At 70.7% G+C, this 19928-nt stretch carries 16 protein-coding genes; 4 read left to right on the top strand and 12 right to left on the bottom strand.

Going from position 1 to position 19928, the window contains the following annotated elements; translation table 11 throughout:
* Nucleotides 1–10: 10 nt before the first annotated feature.
* The 9 genes from atpA to ACE3UN_RS05615 form a co-directional block, all read right to left on the bottom strand.
* Nucleotides 11–1564 (bottom strand): F0F1 ATP synthase subunit alpha, encoded by a 1554-nt coding sequence (gene atpA, locus ACE3UN_RS05655; RefSeq protein WP_374673950.1) that lies wholly within the window; start codon nucleotides 1562–1564, stop codon nucleotides 11–13.
* Between the two features lie 86 nt (nucleotides 1565–1650).
* The gene (locus ACE3UN_RS05650; RefSeq protein WP_374673949.1) at nucleotides 1651–2184 is read right to left on the bottom strand and encodes a F0F1 ATP synthase subunit delta; all 534 of its coding nucleotides are present in this window, start codon (nucleotides 2182–2184) and stop codon (nucleotides 1651–1653) included.
* Nucleotides 2185–2186: 2 nt separating this feature from the next.
* Nucleotides 2187–2657 (bottom strand): F0F1 ATP synthase subunit B, encoded by a 471-nt coding sequence (locus tag ACE3UN_RS05645; protein WP_374673948.1) that lies wholly within the window; start codon nucleotides 2655–2657, stop codon nucleotides 2187–2189.
* A 90-nt stretch (nucleotides 2658–2747) separates the two neighbouring features.
* Nucleotides 2748–3014, bottom strand: a complete 267-nt coding sequence (gene atpE / locus ACE3UN_RS05640) for a F0F1 ATP synthase subunit C (protein ID WP_374673947.1) — start codon at nucleotides 3012–3014, stop codon at nucleotides 2748–2750.
* 70 nt (nucleotides 3015–3084) lie between these two features.
* On the bottom strand, nucleotides 3085–3963 hold the full coding sequence (gene atpB, locus ACE3UN_RS05635) for a F0F1 ATP synthase subunit A (RefSeq protein ID WP_374673946.1): 879 nt from the start codon (nucleotides 3961–3963) through the stop codon (nucleotides 3085–3087).
* 35 nt (nucleotides 3964–3998) lie between these two features.
* Nucleotides 3999–4502, bottom strand: coding sequence for an ATP synthase subunit I (locus tag ACE3UN_RS05630; RefSeq protein WP_374673945.1), 504 nt, complete (start codon nucleotides 4500–4502; stop codon nucleotides 3999–4001).
* Between the two features lie 97 nt (nucleotides 4503–4599).
* On the bottom strand, nucleotides 4600–5508 hold the full coding sequence (locus ACE3UN_RS05625; protein WP_374673944.1) for an SMP-30/gluconolactonase/LRE family protein: 909 nt from the start codon (nucleotides 5506–5508) through the stop codon (nucleotides 4600–4602).
* A complete protein-coding gene (locus tag ACE3UN_RS05620; protein WP_374674143.1) occupies nucleotides 5505–6344 on the bottom strand; it encodes an aldose 1-epimerase in 840 nt (279 codons plus the stop codon). The genes ACE3UN_RS05625 and ACE3UN_RS05620 overlap by 4 nt, the downstream gene beginning before the upstream one ends.
* A 115-nt stretch (nucleotides 6345–6459) precedes the next feature.
* Nucleotides 6460–6813 carry a phage holin family protein gene (locus tag ACE3UN_RS05615; protein WP_374673943.1) on the bottom strand — a complete coding sequence of 118 codons (354 nt, stop codon included), beginning with the start codon at nucleotides 6811–6813 and terminating at the stop codon, nucleotides 6460–6462.
* Between the two features lie 370 nt (nucleotides 6814–7183).
* Between ACE3UN_RS05615 and ACE3UN_RS05610 the strand changes: the two genes are divergently transcribed.
* Nucleotides 7184–7627: an SWIB/MDM2 domain-containing protein gene (locus ACE3UN_RS05610; protein ID WP_374673942.1), complete on the top strand. Its 444-nt coding sequence runs from the start codon at nucleotides 7184–7186 to the stop codon at nucleotides 7625–7627.
* Between the two features lie 87 nt (nucleotides 7628–7714).
* Here ACE3UN_RS05610 and ACE3UN_RS05605 read toward each other — a convergent pair whose 3' ends face one another.
* Together ACE3UN_RS05605 and uvrA are read right to left on the bottom strand one after the other, a co-directional pair.
* Entirely contained in the window at nucleotides 7715–10261 is a 2547-nt protein-coding gene (locus ACE3UN_RS05605) for an ATP-binding protein (RefSeq protein WP_374673941.1), read from the bottom strand.
* A 162-nt stretch (nucleotides 10262–10423) separates the two neighbouring features.
* Nucleotides 10424–13318, bottom strand: coding sequence for an excinuclease ABC subunit UvrA (uvrA, locus tag ACE3UN_RS05600; protein ID WP_374673940.1), 2895 nt, complete (start codon nucleotides 13316–13318; stop codon nucleotides 10424–10426).
* Between the two features lie 206 nt (nucleotides 13319–13524).
* Here uvrA and ACE3UN_RS05595 point away from each other — a divergent pair, with 206 nt between their 5' ends.
* The gene (locus tag ACE3UN_RS05595; protein ID WP_374673939.1) at nucleotides 13525–13689 is read left to right on the top strand and encodes a hypothetical protein; all 165 of its coding nucleotides are present in this window, start codon (nucleotides 13525–13527) and stop codon (nucleotides 13687–13689) included.
* A gap of 36 nt (nucleotides 13690–13725) precedes the next feature.
* On the opposite strand, the gene ACE3UN_RS05590 is transcribed toward ACE3UN_RS05595, so the two are convergent.
* Nucleotides 13726–15690, bottom strand: a complete 1965-nt coding sequence (locus tag ACE3UN_RS05590; protein ID WP_374673938.1) for a RecQ family ATP-dependent DNA helicase — start codon at nucleotides 15688–15690, stop codon at nucleotides 13726–13728.
* A 273-nt stretch (nucleotides 15691–15963) separates the two neighbouring features.
* Here ACE3UN_RS05590 and ACE3UN_RS05585 point away from each other — a divergent pair, with 273 nt between their 5' ends.
* Entirely contained in the window at nucleotides 15964–18678 is a 2715-nt protein-coding gene (locus ACE3UN_RS05585) for a TonB-dependent receptor (protein WP_374673937.1), read from the top strand.
* 133 nt (nucleotides 18679–18811) lie between these two features.
* Nucleotides 18812–19918 carry an efflux RND transporter periplasmic adaptor subunit gene (locus ACE3UN_RS05580; protein WP_374673936.1) on the top strand — a complete coding sequence of 369 codons (1107 nt, stop codon included), beginning with the start codon at nucleotides 18812–18814 and terminating at the stop codon, nucleotides 19916–19918.
* The last annotated feature ends 10 nt before the right edge of the window (nucleotides 19919–19928 follow it).

The following is a 19928-nucleotide window of genomic DNA, read 5'->3' as shown; positions in this document are numbered from 1 at the left end:
GGTCAGTGCTTCAGGCGAAGGACTTCTTGAACGCAGCGATGGCTGCGCCGAGCTCTTCCTCGGCCGCCTTGTCCATGGCCTTCTCGGTCTCGAGCTTGTTCAGCAACGCGGCGTGGCTGGAGCGCAGGTGCTGGTGCAGACCCCGCTCGAAGTCCAGGACCTTCTTGACGTCGATCGAGTCGAGGTAGCCCTTATTGGCGGCGTACAGCGTGGCAGCCATCAGGCTGATGGGCAGCGGCGAGTACTGCGCCTGCTTCAGCAGCTCGGTCACGCGGGCACCGCGGTCCAGCTGCTTGCGGGTGGCTTCGTCCAGGTCGGACGCGAACTGCGCGAAGGCGGCCAGCTCGCGGTACTGCGCCAGGTCGGTACGGATGCCGCCGGACAGCGACTTGATCAGCTTCGTCTGGGCGGCACCACCGACGCGCGACACTGAGATGCCCGCGTTGATGGCGGGACGGATGCCGGCGTTGAACAGGTTGGTCTCCAGGAAGATCTGGCCGTCGGTGATCGAGATGACGTTCGTCGGGACGAAGGCGGACACGTCGCCGGCCTGCGTCTCGATGATCGGCAGCGCGGTCAGCGAACCGGTCTTGCCCTTGACCTCACCCTTGGTGAAGGCCTCGACATAGTCGGCGTTCACGCGCGCGGCACGCTCGAGCAGACGGCTGTGGAGATAGAACACGTCGCCCGGGAAGGCTTCACGGCCCGGCGGACGGCGCAGCAGCAGCGACACCTGGCGGTACGCGACGGCCTGCTTGGACAGGTCGTCGTAGACGATCAAGGCGTCCTGGCCGCGGTCGCGGAAGTATTCGCTCATCGTGCAGCCGGAGTAGGCAGCGACGTACTGCATGGCGGCGGATTCGGACGCCGACGCGGCCACGACGATGGTGTACTCCATCGCGCCGGCCTGCTCGAGAGCGCGCACCACGTTCTTGATCGACGACGCCTTCTGGCCGATCGCGACGTAGACGCAGGTCATGTTCTGACCCTTCTGGTTGATGATCGCGTCGATCGCCACCGCGGTCTTGCCGGTCTGGCGGTCGCCGATGATCAGCTCGCGCTGGCCACGGCCGACGGGCACCATCGAGTCGATCGACTTCAGGCCGGTCTGCACCGGCTGGTCCACCGACTTGCGCGCGATCACGCCCGGCGCGACCTTCTCGATCACGTCGGTCATCTTGGCGTTGATCGGGCCCTTGCCGTCGATGGGCTGGCCCAGCGCGTTGACCACGCGGCCGATCAGCTCGGGGCCCACGGGCACTTCCAGGATGCGGCCCGTGCACTTGACGGTGTCGCCTTCGGAGATGTGCTCGTACTCGCCCAGGATCACGGCGCCGACGGAGTCGCGCTCGAGGTTCAGCGCCAGGCCGAACGAGGGCTGGCCGTCCTTGCCGGCGGGGAACTCGAGCATTTCGCCCTGCATCGCGTCGGACAGGCCGTGGACGCGGACGATGCCGTCGGTCACGGAGACGACGGTGCCCTGGTTGCGGATGTCCGACGAGGCGCCCAGGCCTTCGATGCGGCTCTTGATCAGTTCGGAAATTTCAGCGGGATTCAGTTGCATGGCTTTCTCCGAAAGCGTGTGGGCGCTAGCGTCGGGCTGGTCGCCGATTGGGTGTGCCGGGCGGGCTGCCGCGGTGGATGGCGCCGTCAGTGCGTCAGGGCGGCCTTCATCTGCTCGAGGCGGGCCTTGACGGAGGTGTCCAGCACCTCGTCACCCACTTCGACGCGGATGCCGCCGATCAGGGATTCATCGACGGAGACCGAGGCGTTGAGCTTGCGGCCGAAGCGCTTCTCCAGCGTCGCCACCACGTCGGCCAGCTGGCCGGCGTCGAGCGGGAAGGCGCTGGTGATGCGCGCATCGAACACCCCGGTGGCGGCGTTGACCTGGGCGCGGTAGTGCGCGGCGATCTCCGGCAGGGCGTAGAGGCGGCCGTTCTCGATGACGGTGCGCAGCAGGTTGGCGACCTTGGGCGAGAGGTTCAGGCGTGCAACGCCCACGACCAGCTCGAACACCTGCTCCGCACTGACCTTGGGGCTGTCGGCGAACTGGCGCAGCTGCGCGTGGCCGGCGACCTGGCCCAGGGTCTCGAGCTGGTCGGCCAGGGTGCGGGCGTCTTCGCCGGCACTGGCCTTGAACAGGGCCTCGGCGTAGGGGCGGGCGATGGTGGCGAGCTCAGCCATGGTCAGAGCTCCGTCTTCAGGCGGTTCAGCAGGTCGGCGTGCACGCCGGCGTTGACTTCGCGCTTGAGGATCTGTTCGGCGCCCTTGACGGCCAGCAGAGCCACCTGCTCGCGCAGGGCCTCGCGGGCCTTGACGGCTTCCTGCTCGGCCTCGGCCTTGGCGGCGGCGATGATCTTGGCGCCTTCTTCGCTGGCGCGCGCCTTGGCTTCCTCGACCAGCTGCTGGCCCAGGCGCTCGGCGTCGGACAGACGCTTCGCGGCGTCATCCTTGGCGGCCGACAGCTCGGCCTGGATCGTCTTGGCGGCGGCGGCCGATTCGGCCTTCGCCTTGTCGGCGGCCGACAGCCCTTCGGCGATCTTCTTCGCGCGCTCGTCCAGCGCGGCGGTGATCGGCGGCCAGACGAACTTCATCGTGAACCAGACCAGGATCAGGAACACGATCATCTGGACGATGAGGGTACCGGTGATGCTCACTTGATTGCCTCGAACGGTGGCGGGGACATTCAGCGCGGGTGCGCGGCATCACGCCGCGCACCCGGCCCTCTCAACACGACCGAGCCGGGTTCAGCGGGCGGCGACCTGGGCGATCTGGCCCAGGAAGGGGTTCGCGGTGGCGAACCACAGGGCGATACCGGTACCGATGATGAAGGCCGCGTCGATCAGGCCGGCCAGCAGGAACATCTTGGTCTGCAGTTCGCCCATCAGCTCGGGCTGGCGAGCGGCGGACTCCAGGTACTTGCTGCCCATGATGCCGATGCCGATACAGGCACCGACGGCACCCAGACCGATGATCAGGCCGGCGGCGAGGGCAACAAAGCTGATGACTTCCATGATGACTCCTAGGAGAGAAGGGTTGTGTTGGAGGAAGGGAAAGGAAAAGAACGAGACGGCCGCCCGGGGGTCAGTGCGCGTCGTGTGCCTGACCGATGTAGACCAGCGTGAGCATCATGAACACGAAGGCCTGCAGGGTGATGATCAGGATGTGGAAGATCGCCCAGGCGGAGCCGGCGATGATGTGGCCGATCGACAGGCCCAGCGCGGTGCCGACACCCACGGTGCCCCAGGCGCCGCCCATGAGGGCAATCAGCAGGAAGATGAGCTCGCCGGCGTACATGTTGCCGAACAGTCGCATGCCGTGCGAGACCGTCTTGGCGACGAACTCGATCATCTGCATGAGGAAGTTGAAGGGCGCCAGCGCCCAGTGGCTGCCGAAGGGGGCGGAGAACAGCTCGTGCACCCAACCGCCGATGCCCTTGATCTTGACGTTGTAGACCAGGCAGACGATGAGCACGCCGACCGACAGGCCCATCGTCACCGACAGGTCCGCGGTGGGCACGACACGCAGGTAGGCGTGGTGCGGGTCGCCGCCGGTGGCGCCGACGATCTTCTCCCAGATGAAGGGCAGCAGATCCACGGGCAGCAGGTCCATCGCGTTCATCAGGAAGATCCAGACGAACACGGTGAGCGCCAGCGGGGACACCAGCTTGCGGCTCTGGGCGTTGTGCACGATGCCCTTGGCCTGCGACTCGACCATCTCGACGAGGAGCTCCACCGCCGCCTGGAAGCGGCCGGGCACGCCCGAGGTGGCGCGGCGCGCGGCGCGCCACAGCAGGAAGCAGCCGAGCGCGCCCAGCAGGATGGAGAAGAACATGGAGTCCCACGCCACGACCGACAGGTCGAAGGGACCGTTCAGTTCCTTGTTCCGCGCGTGGGTCAGGTGGTGGACGATGTACTCGCCCGCGGTGGGTCCGTGTGCTGCGGCTTGACCTTCGGCTGCCATGAATTGATCGTCCGTGCTAACTGTTCAACCAGCGTTCAACTTGCCCGTCGCCCACGCCAAGCGAGCGCGACCCAATACACCTTGATGCACACCACCAGAGCCACCAGCAGGGCCGGCCAGCTCAGTTGCGGCACCAGCTTCGGCGCGCCGACGAGCAGCGCGAGCGAAACCGCGATCTTGACCATCTCCCACAACATGAAGCTGACGGCAGACACGCCGGGCGCCACGCTGCTGAAGCGGCTGGTCATGCCACGGGCCATCAAGGCCCCCGGCACCACCACCACGCCGGCGCCATACAGCGCCGACCAGGCATGAGACAACTCACCCGTCCACAGCCACGCAAGCGCGGCCACGACGACGCCCACCGCGGCCTGGACCGCGACCACCCGCCACGGTGACACGGCAGGCAGAGTCGCCACCAGGGCCCGCGCCTCTTCGCGGGTGAGGGCCTTGATTGGCGGCTTGGCGCCCTCATCATCCAGATCGGCCCAGGGGTCCGGCCGCGGCGTGCCCGGTCGGGCAGTGGCAGGCTCAGTCAAGGGCAGGTCCGGTGTGGTGGTGGGCAAAGCCGCGGGATTATATGGGCAAACCCTCGCCCGGCCTTGACCTCCCGCTGCGGGTGCGTGCGCGCGGGCCCTAGACCTGGGCGAAGTTGACCGGCAGGCCCGGCACATTCACGCGCAGTCGCAGCACCTGCCCGGCCCACGGCTGCGCGGCCAGCTCGTCGGCCGGCCGCTTGTCCCGCGCGGTGGTGACGTACAGCGTGCGCAGGTCGTCGTCGCCGAAGCACACCATGGTGGGGCAGCGCACGGGCAGCCGCAGCTCCTCCAGCAGCTGCCCGTCCGAGGACAGGCGCAGCACGCGCTGGCCTTCGAACATGGCGACCCAGTAGGCGCCCTCCGCGTCGACCGCGGCGCCGTCGGGCCGGCCGCCATAGTGGGCCAGCGGCTCGTCCGCCGCGCGGGGCGCGAAGCGCGCCAGCACCTCGCGCTGCGACACACTGCCGTCCGCGGGGTCGAACGCCAGCCGGTACACCGTGTGCGCCTTGGTGTCGGTCCAGTACATGGTGTGCCCGTCCGGGCTCCAGGCCAGGCCGTTGCTGACGGTCACGTCGCCGGCCACGCGGTCGAGCCGGCCATGGGCGTAGCGGTACAGCGCCGCGCGGGCCGGGTCGCGCGGCTCGTAGATCGTGCCGACCCAGAAGCGGCCCTGCGGGTCGGCCTTGCCGTCGTTGAACCGCTCGTGCGCGGTGTCGTAGGGCGCAGCGGCCAGGCGGTGGCGCTCGCCGCGACGCGGGTCGAAGCGCCACAGGCCATCGCGCATGGCCAGCAGCAGGCGCCCGTCCGGCAGGGGCGCCAGGCTGCCCGGCTCGGTGTCCAGCGCCCACGCATGGTGGCGAGCGGACGCCGGCTCGAAGCGATGCAGCCGCCGGCCGGGGATGTCGCACCAGTACAGCGCCCGCTCGGACGGGTGCCAGAACGGGGACTCGCCCAGCCCGCACGGCGGCACGGGCAGCGGCGACCACGGCGGCGGCCCGCTCGTCATACCGGCGCCACCTCCAGCGACATCCAGCCCTCCACCGTCTCGCCCGGCTCCAGCTTCACCAGGCCGTGGGCCAGCGGGTCGGCCATGTGGATGGCGTTGCTCACGTGGCTGACCGGCTCGACGCAGTAGTAGGGCTTGGTCTGCGGTGTGAAGACGACGAGGTGGCGCAGGTTGGAGCGCAGCACCATGCGCAGCTTCTCGTCGCGGATGCGCGCCTGGCCGGGCCAGCCATCGAAGCAGTTGTCGAAATCGAGGTGCGCGATGTCGGCGTCGATGCCGGCCTGCGGCACCTTGCGCGTGGGCAGGCCCGTGGGATCCGGCTCCCAGCGGTCGGTGAGCTCGATGTGCAGGCGGCTGCGGCTGCGCTTGGGGAAGTAGGGGTGCCAGCCCAGGCCGACGGGCTGCGCCTCGTCGGCGCGGTTGGTGACGGACAGCTCGACCTTCAGCTCGCCGGGCGAAAGGGTGAAACGCTGGCGCGCCGTGAAGGCGAAGGGCCAGTGCGCGTCGCCCGCGTGCTCGTAGACCAGCTCGGCCGACTGCGCGTCGTGCGACACGACGTCCCAGGCCCGCTGCCAGGCCACGCCATGCACCGAGTGCGGGTTGTCGTCGAAGTTGGGTTGGGTGGTGTGGTCGCGGCCCTGCCAGCGGAACTTGCGGAAGCCCAGGCGGTTGGAATACGGCGCGAGCGGGTAGCACGCCGACAGGCGCGACGACGCCAGGGACTCGGGCTCGGTGCTGCGCATCACCGGCAGGCCGGCATGCCAGAGGCCGGCGATGCTGGCGCCCAGGTCGGGGCGCAGGGCCAGCCGCAGTTCACCGGCGGCGAGTTCGAGGATGACGGGGTTCGAGGCGATGGCGTGGGCCCTCCAGGTAGGTCCGCCCGGTCAGCGGGCGAAGTGGATCGGTGGCGAAGACAGACGGGGCGCAGGCGCCCCGGCGCGTCCTCGGGGTTCAGTCCGCGGCGAAGAGGCGCTCCACGGCCAGGTCGATGACCACGCCGCAGGCGCTGTAGATGAGCGAGCCGATGAGCGCGGCGCCGAAGCCGGTGACGGAGAAGCCGTCAAGCAGGGAGGCGGCCGACCAGAACATCAGCGCATTGATGACGAACAGGAACAGGCCCACCGTGATCAGCGTGACAGGCAGCGTGAGCAGCACGAGCAGGGGCCGCACGAGAGTGTTGAGCAGGCCGAGCACCAGCGCCGCCACCAGGGCCGCGCCGAAGCTGGTGACGGTGACGCCGGTGTAGACGTAGGAGACCAGCAGCAGGGCGGCGGCCAGCAGCATCCAGCGGGCGACGAGCTTCATCGGGCAGTGTCCTTTCGTGGAATCGGGCAGTGGACCAGGTGGCGCCGGCGGCCACGGACCCGCGCATTGTGCGGTGACGGGCGGGGCGCGCAAGCGCGGCGCGGGCGGGCCATCGCGTCCGGCCACCCGCGCCCCCGTGTTCTCCCTCGTGAAAATACGGGTGACGGTATCCAACGCGCCCCAGGTGATGCCCAGGAGCGACAGAACAGCCGTTTTTCGAGGGTGGACAGGCCGTTTTCAGAGGGAAAACGGCTTCTCAGCCCCTCGTGCAGGCAGTACCATTCCCCACGCTGAGAGTCTTGCGAGAAATGGAAGCTCACGCGGCTTCCACCCGGGCCCGGCACATCAACCCTTGATGGAGAGAATCGACATGGCAACTGCGAAGAAGGCCGCTCCGGCCAAGAAGGCCGCTCCGGCGAAGAAGGCCGCCCCCGCCAAGAAGGCAGCGGCCCCGGCCAAGAAGGCCGCCCCGGCGAAGAAGGCGGCGCCCGCGAAGAAGGCCGCTCCGGCCAAGGCGGCGCCCGCCAAGAAGGCCCCGGCGAAGAAGGCCGCCCCGGCCAAGAAGCGCACCCCGAACCCGGCGTTCATGAAGGCCATGACGCCCAGCCCGCAGCTGGCCGCCGTCATCGGCGAGAAGCCCGCGCCGCGCACCGAGGTGACGAAGAAGGTCTGGGAATACATCAAGAAGAACGGCCTGCAGGACAAGGCCAAGAAGACGATGATCAACGCCGACGCCAAGCTGAAGGAGATCTTCAAGAAGGCGCAGGTCTCGATGTTCGAGATGACCAAGCTGATCAACAGCCACCTGAGCTGAGCGGATCCCGCCCAGACATGAAGAAGCCGGCGCAAGCCGGCTTTTTTCTTGGGCCCGCCGGCTGGCGGGCGCGGCTGCGGGCGGGGCTCAGGCGTCGCCCGCTCGGCGCTCGATGATGCGGCGCACGTCGTCGAGCAGCCGCGTGAGGTCGATGGGCTTGGTCCAGTAGTCGTCGAAACCCGCGGCGCGCGCGGCACTGATCTGCTCACCCATGGCGTCGGCCGAGAGGGCCACGCACAGCAGGCCCGCGGTGCGGCCATCCGCGCGCAGCCGGCGCAGCACCTCCAGGCCGTTCATGTCGGGCAGGTTCATGTCGATCAGGACGAGCTGCGGCTGCAGCTGCCGCGCGAGCGCCACGCCTGTCTCGCCGTCGCGCGCCACGTGCAGCGTCCAGCCGGGCTGCGTGCGGAACACCTCTTCCATCAGCAGCACGTTCAGCGGCTCGTCCTCGATATAGAGCACCTCGCGGCCAGTCGCCGCTGGCGTGGACGGGCCCGCCGCCTGCGCGGCGCCGGATGCACCGCCCCCCGATTCCGCCGGCGCAGCAGGCGCCAGGCGCATGGTGAATCGGCTTCCCTGTCCCGGCGTGCTCGTCGCCATCACGTCACCTCCCATGGCGCGCGCCAGCGCGCGCGCGATCACCAGCCCCAGGCCCGTGCCGCCGATGCGTCGCCGCTCGGCACCCAGGCGGTTGAAGGGCTGGAACAGTTGTGCCAGCTGGTCAGGGCGCAGCCCCGGGCCTTCGTCGTCCACATGCACCGACCAGTGGCCGTCGGACGCCGTCTCGCAGGACACGCGCACGGCGCCACCGGGCCGGTTGTACTTGATCGCGTTGCTCAGCAGGTTCACCAGCACCTGCTGCATGGCCGCCGCGTCGCCCCGCGCGCAGGCGGGGCCCGGCTCGAGGGCGGACAAGGACACGCCGTGGCTGCGCGCGAGCGGCTCCACCGCCTCGCCGGCCGCCCGCAGCAGCGCCGCCAGGGGCACCGGGTCATGCCGCAGACGCAGCTGGCCCTGCTCGATGCGCGAGACGTCCAGCACGTCGTCGACCAGCGCCAGCAAGCCCTGCCCGGCCTGGCGCACGCCTTCGAGCCGGCGCCGCTGCGTGTCCCCCAGCGGCTGGCGGCTGTCCAGGGCCATGAGGTCGGTGAAGCCGAGGATCGCGTTCAGCGGGGTGCGCAGCTCGTGGCTGACGCGCGAGAGGAACTCCGACTTCGCGCGGCTGGCGCGCTCGGCGCCTTCGTGCGCCAGCCGCAGCGATTCGTGCTGGCGCAGCGCGTCCTGAGCCCGACGCCGATCGCTCACGTCCCAGGTGAAGCCGTGCAGCACGACCCGGCCGTCGGGCTGCGGCTCGGCCGTCGCGCGCGTCTCCAGCCAGCGCCACTGGCCATCGGCGCGCAGGAACTGCAGCTCCACGTGCATGGGGCGGCCCTGGCGCAGCGCAGCGCGCAGGGCCTGTGCCAAGGCCCGGCGGTCGGCCTTGGCGACCCGCTGCCACAGGGGCAGCACGCTGCCCGGCCCCTCCTCGGGGTTGGCGCCGAGCAGCTCCCGCAGGCCATCGTTCACGTACAGGAAATGCGGCTGGCTGCCATTGGCGCGCAGGCGCAGCTGGAACGCCGCCCCGGGCAGCTGCGCCAGCAGCGTGTGCAGCCGACGGTCGCGCGCCTGGGTGCGGCGCGTGGCCACCACCTGGGCGGTCACGTCGCGCGCGCTGCCGCGCCAGGCCTCGAGCCGGCCCTGCGCGTCGAACACGGGCACCGCGCTGCGCGACACATACAGCGGCCCCCGCGGCGTGAGCAGCCGGGTCACTACGCGGGTGAGCGGTTGCGGGGGTTGCGCGGCCAGCCGCGCATGCAGGCCCAGCCCCGGCCCGAGCGGCTCGCCGACGGGGTCCACGCAGGGTTCGTCGGCGATCACCTGGCCGATCAGGCTGCTGGCAGGCACACCCGCCAGGCGCTCGAAATCCTCGGACAGCCAGCGGTGCCGCCCCTGCGCGTCGAGCTCCCAGAGCCAGTCGCCCGAGGCCCGGGCCAGGTCGCCCAGGCGCGCGGCCTCCCGGGCGAGGGCCTCGCGCGCATGCTGGGCGGCCAGCAGGGCCTCGGCGGCATGGGCCAGCTGCTCGAGCTGCTGGCGCTGGGCGGGTGACAGCCGGTGCGGACGCGGCGCGGCCACGGCGAGCGTGCCCACCGGGTGGCCCGCCACACGCAGCGGCATGGCGGCATAGAAGCGCCATCCTTCGCTGGCCGCGTGGGCGATGGCGCCGGCGAAGCGTGCGTCGTCGAGCACGTCGGGCACCTGCAGGAAGGTGTTGGCGGCCACGGCATGCGCGCAGATCGCCTGGGCGCGCGGCGAGACATGCCAGCGCGGCACGGGGGCATCGGTGCCGGCGCCCTCCGCTGCGCTGTCCACACCGCCCTCCACGCCCACCTGCCAGGCCTGGTCGGTGTCCACCAGGGACACCAGGCCCACGGGGCAGCCGCAGAGCCGGCGCGCCGCGTCCGCCAGCGCCCGCAGGGCGCCGACAGGCACGGCCTCACTCAGGCCGTCGGTATGGGCGCTGAACCAGCCCAGGTCCCGCAGCGCGGCCTGGCGAAGAGGTTCATCGGCCGGCACAGGCGCGGGTCGCCAAGCCATGCGAGCACTCCCAGAGAACCCGGAACGGGTCTGGCGGACTGCCGCGAGAAAGCCGAGGCCACGCCAGCGAAACGCAGATTGTGACTGAAGGCAACCGCTCGCCCCGAGCCGACGGGCGTGCAATCCGTCGCGCCCGCCGGGGATCCGGGCAGGCGCCGTGCCTTACCGCCCGAGCAAGGGCGCGAGGAAGCGCCCGGTGTGGCTGGCGGCGCAGTCCGCGACGTGCTCGGGAGTGCCCTGCGCCACCACCATGCCGCCGCCCGCGCCGCCTTCGGGCCCCATGTCGATGACCCAGTCCGCCGTCTTGATGACGTCCAGGTTGTGCTCGATCACGACGATGGTGTTGCCGGCATCGCGCAAGGCGTGCAGCACGCGCAGCAGCTGCGCCGTGTCGTGGAAGTGCAGGCCGGTGGTCGGCTCGTCCAGGATGTACAGGGTGCGGCCGGTGTCGCGCTTGCTGAGCTCGAGCGCCAGCTTGACGCGCTGCGCCTCGCCGCCGGACAGCGTGGTGGCCGCCTGGCCGAGCGTGATGTAGCCCAGGCCCACGTCGAGCAGGGTCTGCAGCTTGCGGGCGATGGTGGGCACCGCGCTGAAGAAGCCGTGGGCGTCCTCCACGGTCATGTCCAGCACCTGGGCGATGTTGCGGCCCTTGTAGAGGATCTCCAGCGTCTCGCGGTTGTAGCGCTTGCCCTGGCACAGGTCACAGGGCACGTACACATCCGGCAGGAAATGCATCTCGACCTTGAGCACGCCGTCGCCCTGGCAGGCCTCGCAGCGGCCACCGGCCACGTTGAAGCTGAAGCGGCCGGCGCCGTAGCCGCGCTCGCGCGCCGTGGGCACCTCGGCGAAGAGCTCGCGGATGGGGGTGAACAGGCCGGTGTAGGTGGCGGGGTTGGAGCGCGGCGTGCGGCCGATGGGGCTCTGGTCCACGTTGATCACCTTGTCGAAGGCTTCCAGGCCCTCGATGGCGTCGTGCGGCGCGGCCTCCGCGTGGCTGTGGTAGAGCTTGCGGGCCACCGCCGTGTACAGCGTGTCGTTGACCAGCGTGCTCTTGCCCGAGCCCGACACCCCGGTGACGCAGGTGAACAGGCCGACCGGGATCTCCACCGTCACGCTGCGCAGGTTGTTGCCGCGCGCGTTGACGATGCGCAACGCCCGGGAGGCAGCCTGGTCGGCGGGGCCCTCCGCCGCCCAGGGGCGGCGCTGCGGCAGCTCGATGCGCAGGGCATGCGCGAGGTAGCGGCCGGTGAGCGACTCGGGGTGGGCGGCCACCTCGGCCGGGGTGCCGGCGGCGATCACCCGCCCGCCGTGCACGCCGGCACCGGGGCCCATGTCCACGCACCAGTCGGCCGCCCGGATCATGTCCTCGTCGTGCTCGACCACCAGCACGCTGTTGCCCAGGTCGCGCAGGTGCTGCAGGGTGCCGATGAGTCGTTCGTTGTCGCGCTGGTGCAGGCCGATGGACGGCTCGTCCAGCACGTACATCACGCCGGTGAGCCCCGAGCCGATCTGGCTGGCCAGCCGGATGCGCTGCGCCTCGCCGCCGGACAACGTGTCGGCACTGCGGTCCAGGCTCAGGTAGTTCAGGCCGACGTCGTTGAGGAACTTGAGCCGCGCGCGGATCTCGCGCACCACCTTGTCGGCGATCTCGGCCTTGGCACCCTCCAGCTTCAGGCCCTCGAACCAGGCGAGTGCGTCGGCGAGCGTCAGGTGCTCCGCCTCGTAGATGGGCTTGCCGCGGTCGACCGCCGTGCCCGGGATGAACACATGGCGCGCCTCGCGCTTGAGCCGCGTGCCGTGGCAATGGGCGCAGGGCCGCGCGCTCTGGTAGCGCACCAGGTCCTCGCGCACGGCCACCGAGTCCGTCTCGCGGAAGCGCCGCTCGAAGTTGGGGATGATCCCCTCGAACGGGTGCGAGCGCTTGACCACGCGCTGCCGGCCGCCCTTGCCCTCGGCCTCGTAGACGAACTCGATGTCCTCGTCGCCGGACCCGTGCAGCAGCACCTGGCGGGCGCGCTCGGGCAGGTCCTCGAAGGCGGCGTCGATGTCGAAGCCGTAGTGCCGGGCCACGCTCTCCAGCAGCGAGAAGGTGTAGGCGTTGCGCCGGTCCCAGCCCTTCACCGCGCCGGCGGCCATGGACAACGACGGGAAGGCGACCACGCGCTCGGGGTCGAACACCGTCTGCTGGCCCAGGCCGTCGCAGTGCGGGCAGGCGCCGACCGGCGAGTTGAACGAGAACAGGCGCGGCTCCAGCTCGGGCAGCGAGTAGCTGCACACCGGGCAGCCGAAGCGCGACGAGAACAGGTGCTCGCGGCCGCTGTCCATCTCCAGCGCGATGGCGCGGCCCTCGGCCACGCGCAGGGCGGCCTCGAAGCTTTCGGCCAGGCGCTGCTTGGCGTCCGGCCGCGATTTCAGGCGGTCGATCACCACGTCGATGTCGTGCTTCTCGGCCTTCTTCAGCTTGGGCAGCTCGGTGGCCTCGACCACCTGGCCGTCCACCCGAAAGCGCACGTAGCCCTGCGCCTGCCAGTCGGCGAAGGCCTCCACGAACTCGCCCTTGCGGTCGCGCACCACGGGCGCCAGCACCATCAGCCGGGTGTCCTCCGGCAGCGCCAGCACGGCATCCACCATCTGGCTGATGCTCTGCGCGGCCAGCGGCTCGGCGTGCTCGGGGCAATACGGCGTGCCGGCGCGCGCGTAGAGCAGGCGCAGGTAGTCGTGGATCTCCGTCACGGTGCCCACGGTGGAGCGCGGGTTGTGGCTGGTGGCCTTCTGCTCGATGCTGATGGCGGGCGACAGGCCTTCGATGACGTCCACGTCGGGCTTGTCCATCAGCTGCAGGAACTGCCGCGCGTAGGCCGACAGGCTCTCCACGTAGCGCCGCTGGCCTTCGGCGTACAAGGTGTCGAAGGCCAGGCTGGACTTGCCCGATCCCGACAGGCCGGTGATGACCACCAGCGCGTGCTTCGGAATGTCGAGGTCGACGTTCTTCAGGTTGTGCGTGCGGGCGCCGCGGACGCGGATGGCGGGCGCGCTGAGGTCGGTGGGGTCTGGCATGGGTGGCTCGAGGGCAACCGGCCATGATACCGACGCGCCCCCTCCCGGGGAGCGTGCGGGTCACCCCCGGCGGGACGCGGCGGGGCCGACACGGGCGTCTACACATTTCTTTGCCCTGGTGACAACTCGGTGTCATCCGGATCCAGACGGAGCGCGTTGGGCGGGGTATACCCCCAGGACAAGGGGGATCGTTGATTCCGATGAACATGCAGAAGTCAGTCCTTACCCACTCCCAACCCCGCCGTCCGGACGGCCCGCCGCCCGTGCCCGCGCAGGACAAGGGGGCCAAGTACGAGCCGTTCTGGAGCGCCGCCTTCGGCACCGACCGGCACAGCCTGGCCCGGCTTCGCCTGGCGGACCAGAAGCGCTGAGAGGCCGCTTCCTGCGCCCGGCCGGGCGGCCCGCGCTCAGCGCAAGTCGTCCAGCACGCGCAGGATCTCCGGGCCGTAGGCCTCGAGCTTCTTGGCGCCCACCCCGCTGACGCCCGCCAGGGCGCTGAGCGAGTCCGGCGCTTCGGCGGCCATCTGGCGCAGCGTGGCATCGCTGAACACGATGTAGGCCGGCAGGTTGTGCTCCCGCGCCACCTCGCCCCGCCAGGCCTTGAGCGCCTCGAAACGCTGCTGCGCGTCGGTGTCCAGGTGCAACGCGGGCTTGGCCGCCCGGCCGGCCGTGGCGCCACGGGTGCGGCCCCCGCGGCTGCGGGGGGCCGGCTCGCGCGGCACGCGCAGCTCGATCTTCACGCCGCCGCGCAGCACCTCGCGCGCACTCGCCGTGAGCACCAGGGTGTTGTATTCGCCCTCGCTGGCCACGTGGCCGAGCGCGATCAGCTGGCGGACCACCCCGCGCCACTGGGTCTCGGACAGCTCGGCCCCAATGCCGAAGGTGGACAGCTGCTCATGGCCACGCTCGCGCGTCTTGTCGGTGGACTTGCCGCGCAACACGTCGATGAGATGGCCGGCGCCGTAGCCGATGCCCGAGTGCTGGTGGAAGCGGTAGATGCATGACAGCGCCTTGCGGGCGGCCTCGGTGGCGTCCCAACGCTCCGGCGGCCACAGGCAGTTGTCGCAATTGCCACAGCGGTAGCGGGCCCCCACGGGCGAGGCTTCGCCGTCACCCTGCCCCCCGAGGGGGCTGCGGCCGACTTGGGACGGCCCGGCGACGGCCGCGGCCGGGGTGTCTTCGCCGAAGTAGGCCAGCAGGCGCTGGCGCCGGCAGTCCAGGCTCTCGGCCAGCGCCAGCAGCGCGTCGAGCTTGCCCACCTGCAGGCGCTTGAACTCCTCGCCCGCGGTGCTCTCGTCGATCATGCGGCGCTGGTTCACGACGTCCGCCAGGCCGTAGGCCATCCAGGCGTCTGCCGCCTCGCCGTCGCGGCCGGCGCGGCCCGTCTCCTGGTAGTAGCCCTCGATGTTCTTGGGCAGGTCCAGGTGGGCCACGAAGCGCACGTCGGGCTTGTCGATGCCCATGCCGAAGGCCACGGTGGCCACCATCACCAGCCCCTCCTCGCGCAGGAAGCGGTCCTGGTGACGGCGGCGCAGGTCGGCGTCCAGGCCCGCGTGGTAGGGCAGCGCGTTCAGGCCCTCGGCGTTCAGCCACTCGGCCGTCTCCTCCACCTTCTTGCGGCTCTGGCAGTAGACGATGCCGGCGTCGCCCTCGTGCTCGTCGCGCAGGAAGCGCAGCAGCTGGGCACGGCCGTTGTCCTTCTCCACGATGGTGTAGCGGATGTTCGGCCGGTCGAAGCTGCTGACGAAGGTGCGCGCCTGCTGCAGCTGCAGGCGCTCGACGATGTCGGCGCGGGTGTGGGCATCGGCGGTCGCCGTCAGCGCGATGCGCGGCACACCGGCGTAGCGCTCGGCCAGCAGGCCCAGCTGCAGGTACTCCTCGCGGAAGTCGTGGCCCCACTGGCTGACGCAGTGCGCCTCGTCGATGGCGAACAGGCTGAGCTGCCCGCGCTCGCGCAGCGAATCCAGCATGGCCAGGAACCGGGGATGCGTGATGCGCTCGGGCGCGGCATACAGCATCACCAGGCGGCCCGAGAGCAGCTCGCGCTCCACCGCCTGGGCCCCGGCGGCGTCCAGCGTGGAGTTGAGGAAGGCCGCGTGCACCCCCGCCTCCTCCAGCGCACCCACCTGGTCGTGCATCAGCGCGATCAGCGGGCTCACCACCACCGCGACGCCCTGCCCGGCCCGGTGCCGCACGATGGCCGGCACCTGGTAGCACAGGCTCTTGCCGCCGCCCGTGGGCATGAGCACGAGGGCGTCGCCGCCACCGACCACGTGCCCGATGACCTCCGCCTGGTGGCCGCGGAAGGCGGTGTAGCCGAACACCTCGTTCAGGACGGCGTGGGGGTCGGTCGGCGAAGTGTCTGAAAGCATTGGTTACCGGATCGACACAGGCGTCAGATGGCCCGTCTGTTGCTTTGGGGGGAGTGTGTGGCGAAAGCGCCAAGTCGCGGGTTGGCCCCAGGGCCCATCCGGCCCCTGGCGCCGAAACATCGCCCGCTCATGCTCCGCGCGAGGCGCTGGGTACGCGCACCGAACGGAGCATGCCAGGGGCGGCGCTGTCCACGAGAAGGCGCAGCGCCGCGAGGCCATTGTTTCTCAGGAGGAAGCATGTTCCAGCGCACTAGGCTTTGCACCGCTGTGCTCTTGGCCGTCGGCACCTTGCCGGCGATCGCCCAGGATGCACCCGTTCAGCGGGTGGAGGTCACCGGCTCGTCCATCAAGCGGGTGGACAGCGAGACCGCCCTGCCCGTCACCGTGATCACCCGTGAGCAGATCGAAAAGAGTGGCGCCGTCACGGTGCAGGAGTTGTTGCAGAAGGTCAGCGCCAGCGGCGCAATGTTCTCGGACACCACCCAGGGCATCGGGTACGGGCAGGCCACGGCCAATCTGCGTGGCTTGGGGGCCAACTCCACGCTGGTGCTGCTGAACGGGCGGCGGCTCGCCAACTTCGCCTTCGGCAATGCGGGGGGTGCGGCCGCCGTCGACCTGAACGGCATTCCTTTCGCTGCGTTGGAGCGGGTGGAGGTACTGCGTGATGGCGCCTCGGCCGTCTACGGCTCGGACGCCGTGGGCGGGGTGGTCAACTTCATCACCCGACGCAACTACCGCGGCGGCGAGCTCACCGTGCGCTACGGCGACACGGAGGCCGGGGTAGGCGGCACGGAGTCCGGCGTCAACCTCGCCTTCGGCATCGGCGACCCGGCCGAGAACCGGTTCAACCTGTTGGTCACCGCCAACCTGCAGAAGCAGACCCGCATCAAGGCCATCGACCAGCAGTGGTACATGCGCGGCCTCAGCGAAATCCCTGGTTCCGCCCCCCCGACTTCGGGCCGAGGCTTCCCTGGCCGCTTCTGGGACGAGTTCGACACCATCAGCCCCGGCGCCTACGCCGGCGACGTGACCAACGACCCCAACATCGCCGCCTGCGACCCGAAGTTCAATGTCATCCAGGAGTTCACCAACGATGACGGCACGCCCTACCTCACCCCCGGCGGCCAGCAGGCCAAGGCCTGCCGCTTCATCTATGCCGCAGCGCTGGACAACCTGCCGGACAAGGAAAGCGGTGACGTCTTCGCGCGGGTGAGCTACAACCTCAACGAAGACACCGAGCTGTATGCGGAGGCGTCCTACGCCCGCAGCCACCACATCGGCCGCATCGCGCCGGTACCGATCTCCAACGACGCGGGCAAGGTCAACCCGGAAACGGGCGAGTACCCACACTTCGCCATGCCGGTGACCAGCCCCTACTTCCCCCGGGAACTGCTGGAAGCGCTGGGCTACGACGTGCCGGACACGGGCACGGTGGACATCATGATGCGCTCGGTGCCCGTGGGCAACCGCGTCAACGACAACACCAACGAGCAGACGCGCGTCGTGGCAGGCGTGCGCGGGGTCGCCATGGGGTGGGACTACGACGCTGGCCTCAACTGGTCGCAGGCGTCGGGCAGCCTGGAATACCGCGGCTATGTGCACGAGGGCCGCTTCATCGAGGCGCTCGCGACCGGCGGCATCAACCCGTTCGGCCCGATGGACGAGGCCGGCAATGCGCTGCTGCGCACGACGCTGATGGAAGGGCCGATGCGCGAATCCACCAGCACAGTCGCGGCCATCGACGCCAAGGCCAGCAGGGAGCTGACGACCCTCGCTGGGGGTCCCATGTCTCTGGCCGTCGGCGTGGACTTCCGGCGAGAGGAGGCCGACGATCGGCCGGTGAACGAAGACTATCGCCTGGGACTGCACATCGGTGGTGAAGGGACCGTGCCCGTCACCGCCGCCTCGCGCAACGTGTATGCAGTCTTCGGTGAACTGGTGATGCCGTTCGCCAAGGGCCTCGAGGCGACCCTGGCGGCGCGCTACGACCGGTACAGCGACTTCGGCAACACCTTCAATCCACGCGCAGCCCTTCGCTGGCAACCCAACAAGCAGTTTGCCCTGCGGGCGTCGGCCGGTACGGGCTTCCGTGCCCCCACCCTGTGGGACGTGAATGCGCCACCGGCCTTCACCAACACGGCGAACTCGCTCGTCGACCCTGACTGTCCTTTCGCCAACAGCGCGCGCTGCGAGACCCAGTTCACCGTGCGCAACTCGTCGGATCCCAACCTGAAACCCGAGAAGTCACGCCAGTGGGCCGTCGGTCTCGTGACCGACCCCCTGCCGTGGCTGAACGCCACCGTGGACTACTGGCAGATCGAGAAGAAGGACCAGATCGGGCAGGTCAGTGGCGACGCCATCATGTCCGACCCGGCGCTCTACGAGCGCTACAACAGCCGCATCGTGCGGGGCAGCGACGGTTTCATCACCTACATCGACCAGCCGGTGGAGAACCTGGGCGGCCTGCGCACCGCCGGCATCGACCTGAGCCTGCGCACGCGCTGGAACGTCGCCGGCATGGGCCGCTTCGGCGTGGAGTTCGACACCACTTACCTCACCCAGTGGGAGCAGCAGACCGGCAAGGGCCAACCCTACGTGGACTACCTGGGCACGGCTGGTGATGGCGGCGGCGTGCAGCCGGTGCCCGAGTTCCAGTACACGCTGGCCGGCGACTGGCAGTGGGGCAGCTTCGGCGTGCGCCTGGAGAACGTGTTCGTCAAGGGCTGGACGGAATCGGCGGGCCTGGTGGACGCCAACGTGGGCGTGCTCGTGGACCACAAGGTCAAGGATTCCAATCGCTTCAATCTGCAGATGCGGTACACGGGCTTCGACCACCTCACCCTGCGCCTGGGCGTGCGCAACCTGTTCGACGAGGAGCCGCCCTTCACGGCGGTGTCGTCCTACGGCTCGCACGCGGCCGGCTTCGCCGGCTCCTTCACCGACCCGCGCGGCCGGTTCTACTACGCGTCGGCCACCTACAAGTTCTGACGCGCGGGCCCGCCATGCGCGGGCCTCAGGCGGGGCGCCAGCCGGAGCACGGCAGGGCGCCCCGCTGCCTTTCCGGGTGGCCCATTGGGGGTCGTCCCACATACCCAGTGGGGTATATGGTAGGATGCCGGCCATGGCAACCCTCACCCGTCTCATGCCCCTGGCGCTGCCTGCGCTCGCGGTGGCGTGGCTCGCCGCCCCGGCCGGGCTGGCCGCTGCGACGCTGGCCGTCCCCACGGTCCCGGTGGCGGCGGCCCACGCGGCCGCCGGCCGGGAGGCCGACGCGACCCTGCAGGCCGTGCGCCAGGCCACCGTGGCCGCCCAGGTGGGTGGCAATGTGCTCGCCCTGCTCGTCAAGGCCGGCGATGCGGTGCGCGCCGGCCAGCCTCTGGCCCGCCTGGACGACCGCGACGCCGCGGCCGCCCTGGCGCGCGCCCAGGCGGCCGTGGCGCAGGCCCGGGCCGAGCGCCGCCACGCCACCCTGGCCGCCGAACGTGCCCGCGAGCTGCGACGCCAGGGCTTCATCAGCCAGGCCGGGCTGGACACCGCCGAGACGCAGGCACAGGCCACCGACGCGGCCCTGCGCCAGGCCGAAGGCGGCCAGCGCCAGGCCGCCGTGCAGCAGGGCTTCACCACCGTCACCGCGCCCTTCGACGGCGTGGTGCTGCAGACGCACCTGGAGGCGGGCGACCTCGCCAGCCCCGGCCGGGCCATCCTGACGCTGTATGCGCCGGGCGCGCTGCGCGCGGTGGTGCAGGTGCCCGCCTCGCGCGCCGGCGGCCTGGGCCACGCCACGCCGCAGATCGAGCTGCCGGGCGAGGGCCCGGCGGCCGGCACGCCGCGCTGGGTCACCCCCCTGCGCAGCACCGCCTTGCCGGGCACCGACCCGGTGAGCCAGACGGTCGAATGGCGGCTGGACCTGCCCGCCGGCCTGCCCGGCCGCCCGGGCCAGCATGTGCGCGTGCGGTGGTCGGGCGCCGCCCCGCCCTCCGCGGCGCCGTCGTCCGCCGCGCCGCGTGGACCGCTCTCCGTGCCCGCCGAGGCCGTGCTGCGGCGCGGCGAGCTCACGGCCGTCTATGTGGCGCGCGACAACGGCTTCACCCTGCGCGCCGTGCATGTGGGCACCGTGGGCGCCGATGGCCGCGTGCCAGTGCTGGCCGGCGTGCAGGCCGGCGAACGCGTCGCGGCGCAGGCCGAGCGCGCCGGGCTGGCCGGCGCCGTGCCGGCGTCCAGCCGCTGAGGGGCGCCTG

This window comes from Ideonella sp., assembly GCF_041918995.1.
Lineage (GTDB): Bacteria > Pseudomonadota > Gammaproteobacteria > Burkholderiales > Burkholderiaceae_C > Ideonella.
The sequence above is the reverse complement of the archived record's forward strand: the minus strand, read 5'-3'. Positions and strand labels throughout refer to the sequence as shown.